14 protein-coding genes and 1 tRNA gene are annotated in these 20,412 nt (G+C 42.5%); 9 read left to right on the top strand and 6 right to left on the bottom strand.

The genetic code is table 11. The annotated features are described in order from the left end of the window. Nucleotides 1-154: 154 nt before the first annotated feature. Nucleotides 155-787 carry a TetR/AcrR family transcriptional regulator gene (locus V7K49_RS25980; RefSeq protein WP_335208197.1) on the bottom strand — a complete coding sequence of 211 codons (633 nt, stop codon included), beginning with the start codon at nucleotides 785-787 and terminating at the stop codon, nucleotides 155-157. 145 nt (nucleotides 788-932) lie between these two features. Here V7K49_RS25980 and V7K49_RS25985 point away from each other — a divergent pair, with 145 nt between their 5' ends. Then, complete coding sequence (locus V7K49_RS25985; protein ID WP_334873026.1) at nucleotides 933-1,811, top strand: tetratricopeptide repeat protein; 879 nt, start codon at nucleotides 933-935, stop codon at nucleotides 1,809-1,811. Nucleotides 1,812-2,063: 252 nt separating this feature from the next. Here the strand turns inward: V7K49_RS25985 and V7K49_RS25990 are convergent, their stop codons facing one another. Beyond that, nucleotides 2,064-2,468 carry a response regulator gene (locus V7K49_RS25990; protein WP_273766843.1) on the bottom strand — a complete coding sequence of 135 codons (405 nt, stop codon included), beginning with the start codon at nucleotides 2,466-2,468 and terminating at the stop codon, nucleotides 2,064-2,066. A 284-nt stretch (nucleotides 2,469-2,752) separates the two neighbouring features. Here V7K49_RS25990 and V7K49_RS25995 point away from each other — a divergent pair, with 284 nt between their 5' ends. Next, the gene (locus V7K49_RS25995) at nucleotides 2,753-5,302 is read left to right on the top strand and encodes a DNA gyrase/topoisomerase IV subunit A (RefSeq protein ID WP_335208198.1); all 2,550 of its coding nucleotides are present in this window, start codon (nucleotides 2,753-2,755) and stop codon (nucleotides 5,300-5,302) included. Nucleotides 5,303-5,904: 602 nt separating this feature from the next. Beyond that, nucleotides 5,905-6,090 (top strand): chlorophyll a/b-binding protein, encoded by a 186-nt coding sequence (locus V7K49_RS26000; RefSeq protein ID WP_334873021.1) that lies wholly within the window; start codon nucleotides 5,905-5,907, stop codon nucleotides 6,088-6,090. 117 nt (nucleotides 6,091-6,207) lie between these two features. On the opposite strand, the gene rpoD is transcribed toward V7K49_RS26000, so the two are convergent. Next, nucleotides 6,208-7,374, bottom strand: coding sequence for an RNA polymerase sigma factor RpoD (gene rpoD / locus V7K49_RS26005; RefSeq protein ID WP_273766849.1), 1,167 nt, complete (start codon nucleotides 7,372-7,374; stop codon nucleotides 6,208-6,210). 1,899 nt (nucleotides 7,375-9,273) lie between these two features. Beyond that, nucleotides 9,274-11,211: a DNA topoisomerase (ATP-hydrolyzing) subunit B gene (gyrB, locus tag V7K49_RS26010; RefSeq protein ID WP_334873019.1), complete on the bottom strand. Its 1,938-nt coding sequence runs from the start codon at nucleotides 11,209-11,211 to the stop codon at nucleotides 9,274-9,276. A gap of 183 nt (nucleotides 11,212-11,394) precedes the next feature. Between gyrB and miaA the strand changes: the two genes are divergently transcribed. After that, complete coding sequence (gene miaA / locus V7K49_RS26015; protein WP_335208199.1) at nucleotides 11,395-12,300, top strand: tRNA (adenosine(37)-N6)-dimethylallyltransferase MiaA; 906 nt, start codon at nucleotides 11,395-11,397, stop codon at nucleotides 12,298-12,300. Between the two features lie 56 nt (nucleotides 12,301-12,356). Here miaA and V7K49_RS26020 read toward each other — a convergent pair whose 3' ends face one another. Next, nucleotides 12,357-13,064 carry a Uma2 family endonuclease gene (locus tag V7K49_RS26020; RefSeq protein WP_335208200.1) on the bottom strand — a complete coding sequence of 236 codons (708 nt, stop codon included), beginning with the start codon at nucleotides 13,062-13,064 and terminating at the stop codon, nucleotides 12,357-12,359. Nucleotides 13,065-13,512: 448 nt separating this feature from the next. After that, nucleotides 13,513-13,671, bottom strand: a complete 159-nt coding sequence (locus tag V7K49_RS26025; protein WP_334873013.1) for a DUF2281 domain-containing protein — start codon at nucleotides 13,669-13,671, stop codon at nucleotides 13,513-13,515. 363 nt (nucleotides 13,672-14,034) lie between these two features. On the opposite strand from V7K49_RS26025, the gene glcD reads away from it, so the two are divergent. The 5 genes from glcD (at nucleotide 14,035) to V7K49_RS26050 (ending at nucleotide 20,327) form a co-directional block, all read left to right on the top strand. Beyond that, the gene (gene glcD, locus V7K49_RS26030; protein ID WP_335208201.1) at nucleotides 14,035-15,507 is read left to right on the top strand and encodes a glycolate oxidase subunit GlcD; all 1,473 of its coding nucleotides are present in this window, start codon (nucleotides 14,035-14,037) and stop codon (nucleotides 15,505-15,507) included. Between the two features lie 263 nt (nucleotides 15,508-15,770). Beyond that, nucleotides 15,771-17,018, top strand: a complete 1,248-nt coding sequence (locus tag V7K49_RS26035; RefSeq protein ID WP_335208202.1) for a glycoside hydrolase family 10 protein — start codon at nucleotides 15,771-15,773, stop codon at nucleotides 17,016-17,018. Next, complete coding sequence (locus V7K49_RS26040) at nucleotides 17,018-17,602, top strand: hypothetical protein (RefSeq protein WP_335208203.1); 585 nt, start codon at nucleotides 17,018-17,020, stop codon at nucleotides 17,600-17,602. Before V7K49_RS26035 ends, V7K49_RS26040 begins: the two co-directional genes overlap by 1 nt. A 344-nt stretch (nucleotides 17,603-17,946) precedes the next feature. Beyond that, nucleotides 17,947-20,193, top strand: coding sequence for a sensor histidine kinase (locus V7K49_RS26045; RefSeq protein WP_335208204.1), 2,247 nt, complete (start codon nucleotides 17,947-17,949; stop codon nucleotides 20,191-20,193). Nucleotides 20,194-20,255: 62 nt separating this feature from the next. After that, a tRNA-Lys gene (locus V7K49_RS26050) sits at nucleotides 20,256-20,327 on the top strand. Nucleotides 20,328-20,412: the final 85 nt, after the last annotated feature.

The following is a 20,412-nucleotide window of genomic DNA, read 5'->3' on the forward strand; positions in this document are numbered from 1 at the left end:
TGTATGACCAAAGTCACTAGTAATTCCAGACTTATGTATGACGAAAGTCATCAGTTTTCTAATCGGGAGTGGGGAAGGAAAGACGCCAGAAAATATTTCTAAAAATCTTTTTGCGTCCCCGTGTAAGAGCATCCTTGCGTCGGTTTACTTAATCCTAGCTTGGTGCAATTCCTTGCCAGACAATATCCACAATACTCAGGACAAATACTGATACTTCAGTGGTAGGATCTTCAGAATTTAAGTAAGTTTCTATTGTTAATTCGGCAGTTGGCATACTGACTTGGGAGGACATTTGTTCTACGAAAACGTAGTTCATCACCGATCCTACTAAGATATGAGCCACTGTCTTGGCATCGCAAGGGCGAAGGCGATCTTGGTTGATCTCACGTTCTAAGAAAGCAGTCAGTAGTTTGACATCTTGCATCGGTCTTGGCTCTTTACCTCCAAGTTCTGCGATCGCATTGCCTCGCGATCGCAGCATTATAATCCGAGGCAGCACCTCGCGATAAAATTCCATAATCTGGAGACAAATATTGATTAGGTTTTCTTTGAGATCGCCTTTGCCACAAAGAGATTCCAACTCGTTCACCCACAGGGGTTTTTCTGGAATTCCCATCGCTGCAAAAAATAATTCTTCTTTGGTTGAGAATCGCTTGAAAATTGAAGCTTCAGAAATACCAGCTTGTTGAGCAATTTCTAAGGTTGAAGCACCAAATCCTTGTTGTAGGAAAACTTGCCGAGCCGCTTCTAAGATTTGCTGATTGGTGATTCTGGGTATCCGAGACATAAATAAGTAAGTGGATACTTATTAAATTATTGCTTTTGTGATCGCGATGTCAAGAACTAATGACGTAAGATTTTACTGCCGTCAACAGCGGAGATCGTTTAAGCTAGCTGAAAGATTCTTTGATTAGTGGCTTAAAGGCGGTAGTGTGCCTAAATATGTTCGTTTGATTTCTCTTCTAATGGTTTGTAGTTTGTGGAGTATGCCACAAGCCGCTAACGCGCAGGCATTAATACCCCATACATTGCAAGTAGATTCAGAGAAGCAGGGGTTGAGGTTGGCACAGGAAGCGGCTCAACTCGCTCAGTTTCAACAGGTTGAATTAGCTTTGCCACTAGCGCGGCTGGCTAGTAACCTGGCTTCCAAAAATGAGAAGGTGTGGTTGCTCTTAGGTGGATTGCAGCTACAAACTAAAGAGTTTGACGCGGCGATTGCTAGCCTGAAAAAAGCGCAATCTATCAACCCCAAAAATGGTGAGATTCTGTTTGCTTTGGGTTCAGCTAATTTTCAGCAGAAAAATTACCAGGCATCTGTTGTCAATTACCAAGACGGTTTGAAGTTAAAACCCAATGATCCAGAAGGGTTATTTAATTTGGGTAATGCTTACTTTCTGCTGGGTCGATTACCAGATGCGATCACACAGTACAATAAAGCCGTCTCCCAAGATAAAAAATTCTGGCCGGCGCTGAACAATATTGGCTTAATCAACTACGAACAGGGTGATACCCCTGGAGCAATTAAGCGATGGCAATCTGCTATAACTCTTGAGAAGCAAGCCGCAGAACCTTTATTGGCCTTGGCAGTGGCACTGTATACTAAAGGCGATCACCAACAAGGACTAACCTTTGGAGAAGCTGCACTCCGCATCGATCAGCGCTATGCTAGTTTGGATTTTCTCAAAGAAAATCTCTGGGGCGATCGCCTACTGTCTGATACGAAAAAATTCCTAGAATCACCCCGTATTCAAGCAGCCCTACTACAACGAGATAACTCATCATCAGCCCCTGAACAACAGCCTACCCAATAGGAATGCTGAGTTAGGAGTTAGGAGTTAGAAGTTAAAAGTTAAGAGTTAAAAGTTAGGAGTTGGCAGTTCAATATTTCAACTCCTCACTCATAACCGGAGGCGGAGCGTCTCCGGCTCCGCTCCTAACTCATAACTTTCCGATTACCACTTGCTTAATCGCACCTTTTCGTAGTACATATATACTAACTAAATCCAGGAATACTCGCCCAAAAACGTTTTTGGGCGAGTATTCCTGAAATAAGTCGTTAATTCTCAGTGGTCGTCTGTGGGTAGAAGTGCGATGATTTGGTCAACAAACAGTTGATGGTCAACAACTGGCTTAGAAATGTAGCCATCAGCGCCGCTTTGCTTGAGAAAGTTCTCGCGATCGCCTTCCATAGCATGTGCCGTCACCAAAATAATAGGTAAGTTTGCTGTTTTTGGATCAGATTTTAACATTTGTGTAATCTTGATTCCATCAACGGACTTACCTTGGTAAACACTTCTAGACAGAGAAACATCCATCAAAATTAGGTCTGCTTCTCCAGATTGGGCAATTTTTATGACTTCTTCGACATTTTCAGTGTGTTTCACACCCAAGCCGCCACGCTTAGACAAAATCTTGGAAAAAACGCGAGCATTAATTAAATCGTCTTCGACAATTAAAACAGTTTTCATGAGAATTTTACTTATAGAGGTGAGGGAATTCAAGAATTCAAAAATTCAAAATTAACAAATGCAATCATGGTAAGTATCATGGCTACTAAGTGTATATAGATTATACTCGTGTGCATCCTTTTTAATAGTCAATCTGCATCCTCGTCATCAAGGATGATACTACTGCTTTTTCTTCTGTAACCATCAAAATTTTGTTATGAATCCTATTTGATCCGTTATGCTGTGGTTGCTGCAATATTGGGTTCCGCCGGCTTTTGTGTAGTTAAATTTCAGGGAAAAAACTCATGGCAAAACAGTTAAACCTTCTCTCAACGGGACAGGTCATTACAACAGCCCTGCACACCGAGATGCAACGGTCTTATCTAGAATATGCCATGAGCGTGATTGTCGGGCGAGCGCTACCAGACGTGCGTGATGGCTTAAAACCAGTGCATCGTCGCATTCTGTATGCAATGCACGAACTCGGTTTGATACCAGATAGACCTTATCGAAAATGTGCCCGTGTAGTGGGTGATGTGTTAGGTAAATACCATCCTCACGGCGACCAATCAGTTTACGATGCTTTAGTGAGGCTGGTGCAGGACTTTTCTAGCCGCTATCCTTTACTAGCAGGACACGGTAACTTTGGCAGCGTCGATAATGACCCGCCAGCGGCGATGCGCTACACAGAAACGCGCCTCGCACCCATCAGTCATGAGGGAATGCTGACAGAAATTGGCGAAGAAACTGTGGAATTTGTCGGGAACTTCGATAATTCCCAGCAAGAACCAACGGTGCTACCTGCTCAGTTGCCGTTTCTGTTGCTGAATGGCTGTTCTGGTATTGCCGTGGGCATGGCGACAAATGTACCACCGCACAACTTGGGGGAAATTGTCGATGGGTTAATTGCCTTTATCGACAACCCAGATTTGTCAGATGAAAAGTTATTCGAGTTAATTCCAGGGCCAGACTTTCCCACTGGTGGGGAAATAATTGGTGAGACTGGAATTCGGGAAGCATATACCACAGGTAAGGGTGGGATTTTGCTGCGGGGAGTTGCGACTCTAGAGGAAATTCCAGCCACTAGGGGAAGCAAGCGACGGACGGCAATTATCATTACAGAATTGCCATTTCAAGTGAATAAGGCTGCCTGGATTGAGAAGGTAGCGGACTTAGTAAATCAAGGTCGCCTGCAAGGAATTTCTGATCTTCGGGATGAGAGCGATCGCGAAGGGATGCGGGTAGTAATCGAACTCAAACGCGATACCAATCCCCAAGAAGTTCTCCAGCATTTATATCACCAAACTGCTTTGCAAATGACTTTTGGGGCAATTCTCCTAGCAATAGTAGGTGGACAACCCCGCCAGTTAAGTTTGCGTCAACTGTTGCAGGAATTTTTGAGTTTCCGAGAAGAGACGCTGAACCGTCGCTACAATTACGAGTTGGGGAAGACCCAAAGTCGTGTGCATTTAGTGGAAGGTTTACTCAAAGCACTATCTAATTTGGATCAGGTAATTGAAATTTTACGGCAAGCTCCCGACGGGAGTACGGCAAAAATAAATCTTTGTAGCAGACTGGATTTGAGTGAGGTACAAGGAGATGCAATTCTGGCTATGCCGTTGCGCCGCCTCACCAGTTTAGAACAGCAAAATTTGCAGCAGGAATTTGAGCAGCTAAGTGAACAAATTAGCTTGTTGGAGCGATTACTGAACGATCGCCGAGAATTACTCAAGGTGCTGAAAAAAGATTTGCGATCGCTCAAGCGCAAGTACAGCGATCCGCGGCGGACAAAACTAGCGCCTACCAGCAACCAGACAAGGATACAAGAGGAGAAAGGGATAAGGGGACAAGGAGTAGAGGATGGTGAGGAAAATCCAAAATCCAAAATCGTTCGACTGAGCGTAGCCGAAGTCCAAAATCCAAAATTAGAACAGCCAGCAGAGGAAGCAGTTTTAGAGTTTACCCAACGGGGTTATGTGCGCCGCACCCAGCCATCTGGGAGAAAGTCAAAAGGTGAAAATGGTCTGCACGATAATGACTTCATTATCCAAACTGTGTTGACTGATACAGAAAAAGACTTGCTAATACTAACTGCTGGCGGCAAAGTCTACCCTGTGAATGTGGGAGAAATTCCCCCAACCACTGGACGTTCTCCACGGGGAAAACCTTTGATTACTATGCTCAGTAGTACTGCTCAAGGTGCCCAAGAAGCTGTGGTCAGTCGCTTTTTGCTGCCGGAAAATCTCGAAACTAGCCAGATGATTCTTTTAACAAAACAGGGACGAATTAAGCGTCTGTCTCTGGGAGAATTTAGTATCCTGACTCGGCGCGGAATCACAATTTTGAAGCTCAAAGACGATGATGAATTGTCATTTACCCAGTTCACCACTCCAGGGGAGCATCTGATTTTAGCCAGTTCCGGTGGGCGACTGTTGCGCTTTGCAGTCAATGATGAACAGTTACCGATTATGGGCCGCACAGCGATGGGTTTACAAGCATTTCGGCTATTGAAAAATCAGCAAATGGTTGGCTGTGTAACTGTCACCAAAGATGACCAACTGCTGTTAGTTACTCAAGAAGGATATGCCAAGCGAATGGCTGCGAGTCAGTTAAGAGGGGCTAATCGCGGCGATTTAGGCACGCAAGCACTGAGATTTGCCAGCAAAACTGACAACTTAGCTGGTATGGTCATAGCGATCGCCTCTGGTGAGGTAGCTTTAGTGACGAATAAAGAGCGGGTGGTGCGGATACCTGTGGAAACAGTGCCTATCTTAGGTAGAGATATCAAAGGTGAAAGTATCATCCAACTCAACCGCGATGAAAAAATCATCACCGTCGCCGAAGTGCGAACTTAATCAAGGTGAGTTTCTATTTTTGTAGGGTTTGCCTCGTTAAGAGTCTCCGACTGGGAATGCCTTTTGAGAGGGCTGCCGCCTCCCCAATTGCCAGCATAAAATATTGAGATAGTGCTCACCTAAGCTAGATTTAGATCCCCGACTTCTTGAAGAAGTCGGGGATCTGGGCAACAAATAAATTATCCAATCTTGGGGGGATTTTTTATTTGGAAGTCCCTTAAGTAAACTTGATATGCGGTCTGTTCGCCCTTGGCGTCCCCCCTTGGGAGAAGACGCGCAGATTCTTTAAGATCCCCTTAAAAAGGATAGTCAAATATCCCCCTAGACGCTCAAAACAACTACCAATACGACCAATCCAAAAAAATATTTGACAATTGATATCAATAAGCTAATATTGTCTATGACGGTAAAAATCCAAATAATATTTTTCTACCTCTGTAAATCTAACTGAAGGCAGATGTTTTAATCTGTATAAATGGCTGCTCCTATTTATGTCAAGCTATGGAAACAAAAGTATAAAAAATGTTGCTTTTCCGAAAATATTTGTTATATTAGTTTACATAAAGCAACAAACCTTAAGAATTAAGTTTGGAGTCCCAACCATGACAAATGTAAGCACAACAAAAGTAACTACTCCGGTAATTGAAGATCGCAACGCTTGGCGCTGGGGCTTTACCCCACAAGCAGAAATTTGGAACGGTCGTTTGGCAATGATTGGCTTTTCAGCAGCCATTTTAGTTGAGCTTTTTTCTGGTCAAGGCTTCCTACATTATTGGGGCATCCTATAAGTTTTAATATTCAAGATGACCTATAAATAAAAAAACCTGGAGTGCTAATTCACCGCCAGGTTTTTTATTTATTTGTGATTAGTCATTCGCTTTAAACAAATGACTAATGACTAATAATTACCGAATATATTCCTTGAGAACGCTGTTGCGATTTGGATGGCGTAACTTGCGGAGTGCTTTTGCCTCAATTTGACGAATCCGTTCGCGGGTGACGTTGAAAATCTGTCCGATTTCCTCAAGGGTCTTCATCCGACCATCATCCAAGCCGTAACGTAGTCTGAGGACATCTCGTTCACGGGGACTAAGACTGTCGAGGACTTTTTCAAGGTCTTCGCGCAGAAGATTTTTGGAAACTTGGTCTTCTGGTGTCTCACCATCGGATTCAATAAAATCGCCCAATCGAGAATCTTCTTCTTTCCCAATGGGCGTTTCTAGTGAAATGGGTAACTGGGCGGATTTAGCAATAAACCGCAACTTCTCAATGGTCATTTCCATGCGAGTGGCGATTTCTTCTTCGGTGGGTTTGCGACCCATTTCTTGAGACAGCAGCTTGGTAGTTTTCTTAATCCGAGAGATGGTTTCGTAGAGGTGAACTGGAAGGCGAATAGTGCGGGATTGATCTGCGATCGCGCGGGTAATTGCTTGACGAATCCACCATGTAGCGTATGTAGAGAATTTGTAACCTTTTTCGTGGTCAAACTTTTCAGCGGCGCGAATCAAACCGAGACTGCCTTCCTGAATTAAATCTTGGAATGACAAGCCACGATTCATGTATTTTTTAGCAATTGAAACCACAAGACGCAGGTTAGATTGCACCATCTTGTCTTTCGCCCTGCGACCAACATGCAGGCGATAACGAAAGGCTGGTAGTGGTAGTTGCACTGCTTCTGCCCATTCACTATCTCGAGGATCGCGATCTAACTGTTCTGAAAGTCTTTCCCGCACCCTCTCTAATTCCAATAAATCGGCTATTTTCCGCGCCAATTCAATTTCTTCGTCTGCCCGCAACAGCCGAATTCTCCCAATTTCTTGCAAGTAAAGCCGAATTGAATCTTCAGTGTAGTGCTTTTTCTTGCTTTGTGTCCGACGACGCGATTTAGCGGCTTTTCCAGACTTTGCGTCGTCCTCATCAGACTGAGGCTCTAAAAATTCATCGTCACCTTCATCGATGATCAGCAAGTCCTCTTCATCGTCTATTAAGAGTTCTTCTAACTCGAGCTCAGGCTGATTCATTATTTCTAGGTCAGGCTGATAGCTTTCGAGTACGTTGTTAGCCTGGTTCATGCCGCGTTCCTCATGCTCCTTGCAGAATCAATTACTCAAGATGTGTTTACTGCTCTTTTAAACGAGCTAGTTGTCAATCGAAAATAAGCTTTTTGGCAGATTTGCCAGAAATATTTTCGGATGTTTTGCACCTCCGGTCGGAGGGTTTTTTAGTTTAGTTTAAGCAACTACTAAAGGTGACTTACTCACCTTAGTAAATGTTATATGTGTTGCTATCACATACTGCTTTCAACTAACTGGTCAAAAAAAAGACTCGCCTTTATCAACAAACTTGCCAATCTATACAAACAAATTCAGACTTTTGGCAGATTTTCCTATAAAGACTCTTCCGATTGTAGCCTGTTTCACAGAAATTGCACTCTTTTTGTGTATTAATCATGAACTCCCACAGCAATTGTTAGCCACCATTACCAAAAAGACATTAAAAATGGGAATTGTACCCTGAAATTTTTTCTCCACTTTCCGGAATTGCAGTGACGCTCTTATTACATTACGAAGTAAGTACGCTTGCTCTTGCCGAATTTCATGTATTTTACACAACATTAATCACTTAGAAAGAGGGCATTGTATGTTAACTCAGACGACAAGTCTTAATTTATCCATTTTTACATTTCCTTCATAAATTACGCATTCCTTAGACTAAAGCAGGTCTTGACCTTGGGTAAATACAACAAGGGTGATGGTGCTTGCCTGAAAGCAGTTAACCTTCTGCGTACTAATTACCTTAACTGAGGAGTTGAGGCTGTGGCATGATCAACCTGATAGCAGATCAATTTAGGTTTAACTAATTCGGCCTTATTCACAGGTTAGCGCACTGTGGCGATTTCAGCCCTATGAAACTTGACAAACTCTTCTTATTGTATACAAAGATATTTTAATCAATTCAAAAACGATTTGTCTGCGAACTTACCAATATAGTCCTATTTAAGACAAAAGTTCATTAGATACATACGATACAATAGCGATCGCTACGGCAGTACATGAAGATATTAACAAGTTTTCAGCCAGATGGTGTTTGCTTCCAACAGCCATCACCTCGAACAGAGAGAACCCAGAAGATTGCCTGATGATTTGGTTACAAAGCTTTTTTACGTAACTAAATTGTAAATTTAAATACTTTTATTTCAGTAAGTTTCTGTCATCTTATTATGATAAATCCCCAAGATACTTAATTAATTGCTGTTTGATAGATGATATTCAGTTATTTTATTAAAGGATAACAAATGTGTTTATAGCTGGTGGGCGAAATTAATTAGCCAGTCAGTGCAAAGAGTATTGTCTGACTAAATTTCCAATAAAGTTGGTAGTTTTGCTAACAATAGAAATTGAATTTTTGTAAAATATTGACAATAAGCAAATTATATGAATATGAGCACTCATCTAACGCCCCTCTCACATTGCCAGAGGCTAGCACGCCACGGCGGAAATAGAGCAACCATTTAAAAACCCTAAAGAGCTTATTCCGTAATACTTTTGACTTTTGACTTTTGACTTTTGACTTCCGCCTTGCGGTACTAGCGCCTGTCGTAGGATGCCCGAACGCGAGTGTGTCTCCTATCTTGAGAAGGACTGTAGGGAGAAGACTGCGCCCGTTCCCCTTAAAAAGGCTTGCTCTAATTCCCTCTTTTTTAAGGAGGGTTAGGGAGGATCAAGCCTTAACGCAGGCGTATTGGGATATAAAGTCTTTACCAAAAGTCTGTTCCAGGAATCTTAATCAATACTTGAAAGCCACAGATTCCTGACAACTTTTACGAAGTCAGGGATCTTGTTTTTTACGAATGATTTAAGGACTGCTATAGATTAGATGGGGATGTAGACACTATAAAAAAGGTAATGGGTGAAAACGTATCACCCATTACCAATGTCACAAATTATTAGAGTAGTGTCAGGGAATTGATATTAGATATCTAGATCGGTGAAATTGAGTTTAGAACCATAGGTTTCGATGAATTCTCGTCTGGGTGCGACACGATCGCCCATTAAAATTGTGAAGATACGATCAGCTTCTGCGGCATCCTCAATTTCGACTTGCTTCATTTTGCGAGTCTCTGGGTTCATCGTGGTGTCCCAGAGTTGTTGTGGCATCATTTCACCCAAACCTTTGAAGCGTTGGATAGTATAGTTGGCGTTAGCAGGGAATTTGGCGATTGCTTGATTTTTTTCGCGATCGCTATAGCAGTACTCATGATTACGTCCCCGTTCTACTTTAAATAGTGGGGGACAAGCAATATAAATAAAGCCTTGTTCGATCAGTGCTCGCTGATATCGATAGAAGAATGTTAACAACAAAGTCCGGATGTGCGCCCCATCTACGTCAGCGTCCGTCATGATCACTATGCGGTGATAGCGCAGTTGGGTGGAATCGAATTCATCACCTTTGACACCTAAACCGAGGGCTGTAATTAACGCTTGGACTTCGTTATTTTTATAAATTTTAGCATCGTCGGTTTTTTCAATGTTGAGAATTTTACCACGTAGAGGCAAGATCGCTTGAGTGCGGCGATCGCGTCCTTGTTTTGCACTTCCACCGGCTGAATCCCCTTCCACGATGAATATTTCAGATTCGCTGGGGTCACGAGAACTGCAATCTGCCAATTTGCCAGGTAATGGCGAAGATTCCAGTACTGATTTGCGTCGAACTAATTCCCGCGCATGACGCGCTGCTTCTGCGGCTTTGAAAGCTTGGATAGCTTTATCTAAAATTGAGTCTGCGATCGCAGGATGAAATTCTAGGTATTCGGTGAGGACTTCTCCCACCAGAGAGTCAACAATTCCCCGCACTTCAGTGTTACCGAGTTTAGTCTTGGTTTGTCCTTCAAATTCTGGATCTGGGACTTTAACGGAAATAACCGCAGTTAGACCTTCGCGGACGTGTTCACCACTGAGATTTGGTTCATTCTCCTTAATTTTATTGCGCTTACGGGCGATCGCATTTAATGTCCGAGTCAGAACCGCCTTCAACCCTTCTAAGTGCGTACCACCATCAACGGTGCGAATGTTGTTGGCAAAACCCAGCACATTATCCGTGTAAGCATCAGTACACCACTGCAAAGAAACTTCCACTTGCACATTGTTGCGTTCCCCCTGCACATAGATAATTTCTTCATGCAGTGGCTGCTTCTCACGGTTCATGTAGGCAATATATTCTTTAATACCACCCTTGTAATCGTAGGATTCTACTTTCGGTGTATCGCTTTTTAGTAGTTCTAAACGATGGTCAGTAAAGGTAATTTTGACACCTGCATTCAAATACGCCAACTCTCGTAGGCGACCTGATAAAGTGATGTAATCAAACTCAATGCTAATTGTAAAGATTTGGGTATCTGGCTTAAAGGTGACAGAAGTTCCGGTTCTAGCTTCTTTGTAAGGCTTGACTTGCAGTTCTGTAACTGGGATACCGCGTTCATAGCGTTGGATATGAACCTTTTTATCTCGCCAAACCGTAACTTCTACAACCTCAGATAGGGCATTAACAACAGAAATACCAACCCCGTGCAATCCTCCAGAAACTTTGTAACCACCGCCGCCAAACTTACCACCAGCGTGCAGTACCGTCATCACGGTTTCCAAAGCCGATTTTCCCGTGCGCGAGTGAGTATCGATGGGAATACCGCGACCATCATCTGTTACAGTCACCGAACCATCAGCGTTGATATCCACCTCTATATGGGTGCAATAACCCGCCAAAGCCTCATCGATTGAATTATCCACTACCTCGTAAACTAAATGGTGGAGTCCTCGCGGCCCGGTAGTACCGATGTACATTCCTGGTCGTTTGCGGACGGCTTCCAGACCTTCCAGAACTTGAATCTGATCGGCACTGTAACTGCTCGTCATGTAAACTCTCCTGATGCGTGGGGTTGAACTCGCCAAAAGGCAAATAAAAGTCAAAACACTCCAAGATTGTAACACAAAAGCCTTGCTGGCGTCTGTAGGGCATTTTCAAGAGAAGTTTATACAGGGGTTGGACTGCCGTGGAAGAGGGGGGAGGATGAGCCGGATAAGGGAGATGGGGAAGAAATGACTAAATTAATTGTGATTTGTGGGGCGACGGCAACGGGTAAATCAGGTTTGGCTTTGGCTTTGGCGATGCGGTTGGGTTCTGTAATTCTCAGTGCCGATTCTCGTCAAGTTTACCGTGAGTTTGATATTGGTACGGCTAAAGCAACTGTGGCTGAACAAAAATTAGTGCCGCACTATCTAATAGATATCTGCGATCCAACAGACATGATGACAGTAGCAGACTACCAACAGCAAACACAAGCTTTAATTGCTTCTGTTGGTGTTACACCACTTTTACTAGTTGGTGGTACTGGTTTATATATACGCTCCATTGTCCAAGGGATGAGAATTCCTAGAGTCGCACCGCAAATAGAATTGCGATCGCAACTTGAATCTCTCGGTCAGCCTCAACTCTACGCAATGTTACAACAAGTTGACCCTGTTGCAGCACAAAAAATTCATGCTCATGATTCAGTGCGAACTTTAAGAGGATTAGAGGTATATTATGTTACTGGATATCCCATTTCAGAACAACAAGGGGAGAATCCACCAAATTATCCAATTTTGCAAATAGGTTTGGATTGCGATGTTGAAAAGTTGAGAAATCGGATTAAACAGCGTACCGAGCAAATGATAGCAGATGGTTTGGTCGCTGAAGTGGAGTATCTTTGTCAAAAATATGGCGCTGATTTGTCTTTGTTGAATACTTTGGGTTATCAAGAAATTAAGCAATATTTGGCTGGAGATATTTCTTTCGATGAAGCGAAAGAATTAACAATTTTGCATACACGGCAATTTGCCAAGCGACAACGTACTTGGTTTCGAGCATATTCGCAAATTGAATGGTTTGATGCAGATGTTCCTGATTTATTAGAAAAGGTTTGGCATCGGATAAATGAGTTTATAAGTTGCACTAGTTCCTGAGAATTTTTTGCTCATGTAAAGACGTAAAAAAACTTTGCGTCTTTACAGCGAGTCTTCTAGAGAGTGTCGGGATCTACGCCCATAGCCCGTAGCCTATCTGCTAGTAATTGGGTGCGTTGTTCTGCTTGTTCGGCACGTTGTCGTTCCTGTTCGGCACGTTCATCTCCAGTCGATAAAACATTACCATCTTGGTAGCACCAGCGTAACCAATGATCCTGTCTACCTTCAAATTCACCTTCCCAAAAAGTTATACCTAAACCAACTTGTTCAAGCCAAGTTTCTTGACTTTCAAAGTAGCGTCTTCCCCTAAGTTCATAAACGCGTAGTACTTTTTCTCCTAATTGCTGATTCGGGTCATATACGATGTAGTAACTAGCCCGCATATGTTCATAAATTTGCAGCTTTTTGCCCAGTTCATCACCTTCTTTGTTAGAGACAATTTCGAGGACAACTTCTGGTGGTTTGCCAAAACGCCAAACCATATAACAACGATTTTGTTTCTCCCACCAATTTTCAGGTACTTGGACATCTAAGCTGAGAAATATATCAGGTACAATTGCAGGTTGTCCGTCTGTATAGTAGATGCCGACATTTGCTGCTGCTAAAAAAGTCTGCTGCTGTAGAGAACTATAAAGAGATCCAACCAAAAGGCGTTGTTGTTTTTCCGAAGCAAAATTGTCCACAGATGTATCATCTTCAGTCACTAGCTGGTTGGCATCTGGCACATAGTAATCATCATTATTGATTAGAACTTGCTGAACCATGACTTTATGCAGTATTTGAGAGCGTTATTTCTAGGTTAGTTGATTGGGGATGGGAAGGTGCACTGACTCAATATTTTATACTGAAAAATTGTGAGGAGTAGTCATCAATGGAATCTTTTTCAGAACTTGTGAACTTAAGCAAGCTATAACAGTGTGTCACCCCAGGCACCATTGACCTACAGAACTTAATGCTAGCTAAAGATGAGTGCGATTGATTTAGGATTGCTATAGTTGTAGATTATTCACTCGCTGTTGAGTTTCGATTAAATTAGGAAGCGACGAGCTTAAATTTAGCTTACCAAGCCGAGATTTTATTTGTAATTCCCAAACACTAGCCACGCTCACTCCCCAAAAATTGTTAGTATCAATTAATAAATTTATAACTCTCTGGGATAGTTTTTCTGGATTTCTGCTGACCAAATAATTACGTGAGTGTCTAATAACAATTTCATCCCTGACTTTCACCTAACCAAAATTCATCAGGCAAAGGGTTATTAAAATTATCACTTATCCAAATCTTATCTTGGTTTAAACCTAGTACCCGTTTCTGGGATGGTTGTTGGGGTTGAGCATATTTTTGTGCTAGAAATTCCACAAAATCTAGCACTTGTTGTTGCTGTTCGGGTGCTAGGATTTGCAGCTTTGCAATTAATTTTGAGTGGAATCTAAAATTTGGGAAGTCATTTCACTCTCTTTTGTTGAATGTCTGACTCCGTGTTACTTTAACCCCAAAGTTAACATAATATTGGGTTTTACCATCATTTAACGCACTTGTTAAGAGACATCGCACCTTTGGTACTCAAATCAGGCGATCGCACTTACTCTAGATCAAATGCGTAGACGCGGAGCGGCTTGTCGTCAGATATCGTTTTTTACTCACTCTTGACTGCTATTTTTGCAACAATAGTAATTAATGCGTTCAAAAAAAGCGTGCAATACGCCATACATCTACCTTGAACTTTAAAAAACTATGCTTATCCAAGATAAAAAACAACTCAACTGGAAACCAATTCTCAAAGCATTCGAGGCTGTTCTTGGCAAAAATGGTGTTGTCCAACGCCGCGAGGAACTTATTACCTATGAATGCGATGGTTTAACTGGTTATCGCCAACGTCCGGCTGTGGTGGTGTTACCCAGAACTACAGAACAAGTTGCCCAAGTGGTGAAGATATGCAATCAATATTCTATACCCTTCATCGCCCGCGGTTCTGGCACTGGTCTATCTGGAGGCGCTTTACCAGTGAAAGACTCTGTTCTAATTGTCACTTCTTTAATGCGGCAAATCCTCAGCATTGATTTGGAAAACCAACGGGCAATTGTTCAACCAGGGGTGATTAATAGTTGGGTAACACAAGCCGTCAGTGGTGCTGGTTTTTACTACGCTCCTGATCCATCTAGTCAAATTATCTGCTCTATTGGGGGTAACATTGCCGAAAATTCTGGTGGCGTCCATTGTCTCAAGTATGGCGTCACCACTAACCACGTTTTAGGATTAAAAATTGTCACGCCAGAAGGGGAAATTATTGATTTAGGCGGACAAATTCCAGAAATGCCTGGTTATGATTTAACAGGTGTTTTTGTTGGTTCTGAAGGCACTTTAGGAATTGCTACAGAAATTACTTTGCGAATTCTCAAAAGTGCAGAATCAATTTGTGTGTTGCTGGCAGATTTTACTAGCATTGAAGCTGCTGGAGCAACTGTTTCTGATATCATCAGCGCCGGAATTATTCCTGGTGGTATGGAAATGATGGATAACTTCAGCATCAATGCAGTTGAAGATGTTGTAGCAACTAATTGTTATCCCCGCGATGCTACTGCTATTTTAATAATAGAAATCGATGGTTTAGAAGTAGAAGTTGCAGGAAATAAGCAGCGAGTTACCGAAATTTGTAAAAAGAATGGTGCGCGTAATGTCACTTCTGCTACTGATCCAGAAACCCGATTGAAATTATGGAAAGGACGCAAAGCAGCTTTTGCTGCGGCTGGACATTTAAGTCCAGATTATTATGTACAAGATGGTGTAATTCCTCGGACTCAGTTGCCTTATGTTCTGCATGAGATTAAGACATTAAGTGAGCAATACGGTTATCGAGTTGCTAATGTATTTCATGCTGGCGATGGCAATCTTCATCCGCTAATTCTTTATGATAATTCTGTGTCTGGAGCATTAGAGCAAGTAGAAGAAATGGGGGGGGAAATTCTCAAACTTTGTGTTGAAGTCGGTGGTAGCATTTCTGGTGAGCATGGTATTGGTGCAGAGAAAAAGTGCTATATGCCACAGATGTTTAGCCAAGTTGATTTAGAAACTATGCAATGGGTGCGGCAAGTTTTTAATCCTAAAGGGTTAGCAAATCCTGAAAAGATATTTCCTACACCACGAACTTGTGGGGAAGCAGCAAATGCATCAGCACTCAAGCAATTTGAAGGTGTGGAAAGATTTTAATTTTCTGCAAAGGTGCATTCGCAGTTACTCTCATTCCCAGCCTGAGACTGGGAACGAGAGTTTGAGGGGTGCGCCTCACGTGGGGAAACCACGCACATGGCCTGTTGTATTTCACAGAATTAAAAATAGCAAGAATAGTCTGCTAAGGCACATTTATTAATTTACATAATGGCGTAAAATCATCATTTGTTTACATCATCCGGAGGATTACAAGTTTATTTTGTAGTTATATATATTCCGATCGCACTAGGTCACACTTATAAATGAATCGGGTTGTTCGCCGTTATATTTCTTACTTACTGTGTTTAGGATTAGTAGTCACTTTAACAGTTTTTTCACTCTCTTCAGTCTCTTCACTCCCAGTCTATTGCCAAAAAACAAGTTCTTTAACTACAGAAATTCGCGGCGTTTGGCTAACTAATGTTGCTAGTGGTGTGCTATTTGTACCTTGGGGTATTAACCGTGCTCTAAATCAATTATCGGCTCTCAACTTTAACACAATTTATCCTGTAGTTTGGAACCGAGGACATACTTTTTATAAAAGTGCTGTAGCTCAAATGACTACAGGCTCAGATACTCAACCTTTGCTCAACTTCATGCACGCTGGACAGGATGTTTTAACAAAGATAGTCACACTTGCTAAAAAGAAAAATTTGAGAGTCATCCCCTGGTTTGAATACGGGTTTATGACGCCCCATTATTCACAATTAGCAAGGCGTTATCCCGACTGGTTGACAATCGGGCAACAGGGTATAAAGTCTACCCAAGATGCCCCACCGGAAGAACTCGACAATGTTTTGGTAAGTAAGTTGGCTTGGTTGAATCCCTTACATCCACAAGTACAAGAGTTTATCCAAGGGCTAATTTTGGAAGTAGTTAGGGATTACAATGTGGATGGTATTCAGCTTGATGACCACTTTGGAATGCCAGTACAGTTTGGTTACGATCGCTTCACTATTGAACTCTACCAGCAAGAGCATCAAGGCAAAAGTCCCCCAACTGATCCTTTTAACTCAGAATGGATGCGTTGGCGAGCAGACAAAATTACTGATTTTATGGCAGAAATCTATCAAGCTGTGAAGGCAGTTAAGCCCAAAGTCAGAATATCTCTGTCTCCCAACTATCAAGCTTTTGCCTACAAATACTATTTGCAAGACTGGGAAAATTGGGTAAAAAAAGGTTTAGTTGATGAGTTAATTTTGCAGGTTTATCGAAATGACAAAAACTCTTTTATCGCTCAACTGGAACAACCATCTGTGAAATTGGCTCAAAGTCTAATTCCTGTAGAAATTGGTATATCAACGGGAACAGTGCGTAATCCTGTGAAAATCGCACAAGTTAGAGAACAGGTTCAAGCAGTGCGCGATCGCAATTTTGATGGGATCTCTTTTTTCTACTGGGAGAGTCTGTGGGGTTACATCGTACCGGAATCACCCCAACAGCGACGCAAAGCTTTTTTTGATATGTTTAATGCTAAAACTGTCAAACCATTAAAAATAAAGAAAGTTTGATGCCATTCGCGCCAGAAAATCCTAGATTTAGCTTTACATTGTTGTGGACTTTCGCTACTTTTGGCGGTTTTTTATTAAGTTTACTCTTAATTGAAGTCGGCGAAAAACCAGATATTGGGGTAGTAGAAGCAGCTATCGGCGGATTTGCAATCGCACTTCCTCAAGGTTGTCTTCTCAAAGAACCTGTATTTTGTGTCAGGTGGATTTTGTCAAGTCTTTTGGGTTGGAGTATCATCACCGCTATCGGTATTGGTGCGGTGGGTTGGATAGTACCTAGTACTCAGATTTTCCCTATGAGAATCCTGTCTGGGGCGATTTATGGGGCACTTGGCGGCTTAGGGATTGGATTGGCACAATGGTTGGCAATTCCCCAGCCTATGGCGTGGCGATGGATATTTGTCTCTTCGGCAAGTTGGGCTATTGCTGTCCCTGTGGGTTGGGCTGTGGGGATGATTTTGCGCCGCTTGACGCAGTTATTCTTCGGCGAAGTCATGGGATTAGCTATCACTTGGTTGTTGGTTGGTATCCTCACAGGAATGAATGCTCACAAATTGCGATGCCTGCGGCGGGCTACGCCTACGTGAGTTCCCAAGATATACTAAACAAAAACTTATTAAGAAATATAAATTTAATTGATGTATACTGATATTTACTCGTAGATATATGCAATAATCCTAATAAACTGTCAAAAATTAACTTCAGTAAGTTTGCCCCAACCTGCAAATGTATTTTCGCCTTCAAAAAGCAGGATTTGTTAAGCTGACTCCTATTAGCTTTCCTAGATTTCTGACAAGAAGTAGAGAAAGATCCAAATTTCGATGAGCAACAGCTGACAATACTTTGCTGTAGGCGCTAAAGTGCATCTACTACAAGCGTAACGACAAGAGAGCGCCTAGAAGAGTCAGTAATACCAGAAAGGGACTCTCGCATGAATATAAATCCAGCTGAATCAACTATAGAGTTGACAAAATTATCACCACCTCAGATTCTCTTCGGCACCGAAGTAGATGATAAAAGTAGTAGTGAGCAGTTTCTACTGAGCATGTACGATTCTGTGCAGGCATCAATATTTGTAGTAGATGTTTTGGAGGATGGAGATTTTCGGTATGTGGCACTTAATCCCACTCATGAGCGGTGGATAGGCATTCGCTCAGATGAGCTTCGAGGCAAAAAACCAGAGGATATTCTCTCCCCCATCGATGCTGCTAGGGTGCGTCAGCATTACGCCGAGTGTGTGCACTTCGGTCAAACTATTTCTTACGAACAATGTTTGCAATTCCAGGGAGTTGCTACTTGGTGGAGTACGACTCTCACCCCACTAAGGGATGCTAATAGGATTTATCGACTGATTGGTACTAGTAGCAATATCACCCCCGTTAAGCAAGCAGAACAAGGAGTCGGACTGCAAGTTGAACGGGAGCGATTGCTAGAAGCGATCGCTGGACGAATTCACCAATCTGTAGAATTAGAGACAATTCTGCATCAGACAACAATTGAACTGCGGCAGTTTTTGAATTGCGATCGCGTGCTAATTTATCGCTTTAAGGCTGATGGAAGTGGGGTAATCATTGCCGAATCAACTGTGGCTGCGAGTGATCCACTGTTGCGAAAAAACATCACTGATCCCTGCTTGGGTGGCAAACATCGAGAAGACTACGAGCGAGATTGCATTCAAGTTGTCGAGGATATTTATGCAGCCGAGTTGCATCCTTGCCATATAGATTTCCTGGCATCTTTGCAGATCAGAGCCAATTTAGTCGTGCCGATTTTCAAAGAGCAAGATATGTGGGGGCTGTTGATTGCCCAGCATTGCCACCAATCGCGTCAATGGCAGCAAACAGAAACTGACTTACTCAAGCAGTTGGCAACTCAAATCGGCATTGCTGCTAGGCAGGCAGAACTTCATCAGCAGATCAAGGATCTCGAAGCAAAGTTCGAGTTGCAAAAACAGAAGCATATAAATCAGTTGCAGCAGGTGCAAAACTTTGAAGCCTTGGTGCAACGCATGACAGAACAAATCCGCGACAGTCTGGATCAACCTCAGGTGTTGCAGACAGTGACTCAGGAATTAGCAGAGTTACTGAACCTTGCTCGTTGCCAAATCGAACTCTATAGCACCTGCCAAACCCTGGTAACTATTACTTACGAGCATACCATTAACCTACCCCAGTCTCAAGGATTGACCAGACAGATTGCAGACCGGCTTGAAGTTTATCAGCCGCTGTTGCAAAAACAAGCTTTGCAATTTTTAGAAATTGTGCCGGGATGGCAACCAAACTTATTGGTTATGTCCCAGATGGCTTGTCCAATTTTCGATCCTCAAGGGATTTTGGGAAATATTTGGTTGACAAGACCGACACAAAAGGGTTTTGATAAATTTGAAATCGAGCTAGTGCAGCAGGTAGCAAATGAATGTGCGATCGCGATTCGTCAAGCCCAGCTTTACGAAAAAAACCAGGCACAGGTAAAAGAACTAGAAAAACGCGATCGGCTCAAAAACCAATTTCTCCGAAACCTGTCCCAAGAACTGCGGACACCAATAACTAGCATCAGCCTTGCAGTCCAAACCCTCGAAAGTGTCCTCACACCAGAAGAAATATCAGATATAGAAATAGTTCCACAACTTTTGCAGATTCTGCATAACGAGTGTGGGCGAGAAAGCAAGTTAATTAATGATCTACTCACACTCACATATCTCGAAGCCGAACCCGAACCCCCAACTTTGATTGCCATTGACTTACAAAGTTGGCTTCACCCCATTGTCGAGTCTTTTCGAGACCTCACCAACTGCCAGGGGCAACAGTTAAACCTAAGTATTGATCATGCACTTCCGCTTTTAGAGACAGATATCACAGATATGGAGAGGATTATCACCGAACTACTCAACCATGTCTGCAAATATACTCCAGCAGGTGAATTTGTCACAGTCTCTGCTCACCTGATAACAGACGCAGTAGAGCTTAATATTAGCAATTCCGGACTAGAGCTTACCAGCAATGAACTGTCGCGGATTTTTGAGCCTTTCTATCACCTTTCCAAACATGATCCTTGGAAACATAGCGGCACTGGACTGGAATTGGCATTAGTGCAGAAAATGGTCAGACATTTAGGCGGCTCAATTTATGTAGAGAGTGGAGCCGGTCAAACCACCTTCACCATCAAATTCCCCCTTTAATTCGTTTTTTTAGCGTGCCACTGGCTAAATTGTCAGAAGTCTGCTATTATGGTTATTCGTGCGGGTGACTAGCTCAACGGTAGAGCAGTAGACTCTTAATCTATTGGTTGCGGGTTCAAATCCCTCGTCACCCACTTTTTAAGTATTTTCAAAGCTTGTTAATCAATAATTCAGATGGAAATCTGGTATAGTGCCACTCCTAGATGTATGTGGCTTTTA

It is taken from the genome of Nostoc sp., assembly GCF_036919675.1.
Lineage (GTDB): Bacteria > Cyanobacteriota > Cyanobacteriia > Cyanobacteriales > Nostocaceae > Nostoc.

Excerpts from the sequence above, each read along its gene's own strand:
- V7K49_RS25980 (WP_335208197.1), bottom strand. The coding sequence starts at position 787 with ATGTCTCGGATACCCAGAATCACCAATCAGCAAATCTTAGAAGCGGCT.
- V7K49_RS25990 (WP_273766843.1), bottom strand. The coding sequence starts at position 2,468 with ATGAAAACTGTTTTAATTGTCGAAGACGATTTAATTAATGCTCGCGTT.
- V7K49_RS25995 (WP_335208198.1), top strand. The coding sequence starts at position 2,753 with ATGGCAAAACAGTTAAACCTTCTCTCAACGGGACAGGTCATTACAACA.
- V7K49_RS26000 (WP_334873021.1), top strand. The coding sequence starts at position 5,905 with ATGACAAATGTAAGCACAACAAAAGTAACTACTCCGGTAATTGAAGAT.
- rpoD (WP_273766849.1), bottom strand. The coding sequence starts at position 7,374 with ATGAACCAGGCTAACAACGTACTCGAAAGCTATCAGCCTGACCTAGAA.
- gyrB (WP_334873019.1), bottom strand. The coding sequence starts at position 11,211 with ATGACGAGCAGTTACAGTGCCGATCAGATTCAAGTTCTGGAAGGTCTG.
- miaA (WP_335208199.1), top strand. The coding sequence starts at position 11,395 with ATGACTAAATTAATTGTGATTTGTGGGGCGACGGCAACGGGTAAATCA.
- V7K49_RS26020 (WP_335208200.1), bottom strand. The coding sequence starts at position 13,064 with ATGGTTCAGCAAGTTCTAATCAATAATGATGATTACTATGTGCCAGAT.
- glcD (WP_335208201.1), top strand. The coding sequence starts at position 14,035 with ATGCTTATCCAAGATAAAAAACAACTCAACTGGAAACCAATTCTCAAA.
- V7K49_RS26035 (WP_335208202.1), top strand. The coding sequence starts at position 15,771 with ATGAATCGGGTTGTTCGCCGTTATATTTCTTACTTACTGTGTTTAGGA.
- V7K49_RS26040 (WP_335208203.1), top strand. The coding sequence starts at position 17,018 with ATGCCATTCGCGCCAGAAAATCCTAGATTTAGCTTTACATTGTTGTGG.
- V7K49_RS26045 (WP_335208204.1), top strand. The coding sequence starts at position 17,947 with ATGAATATAAATCCAGCTGAATCAACTATAGAGTTGACAAAATTATCA.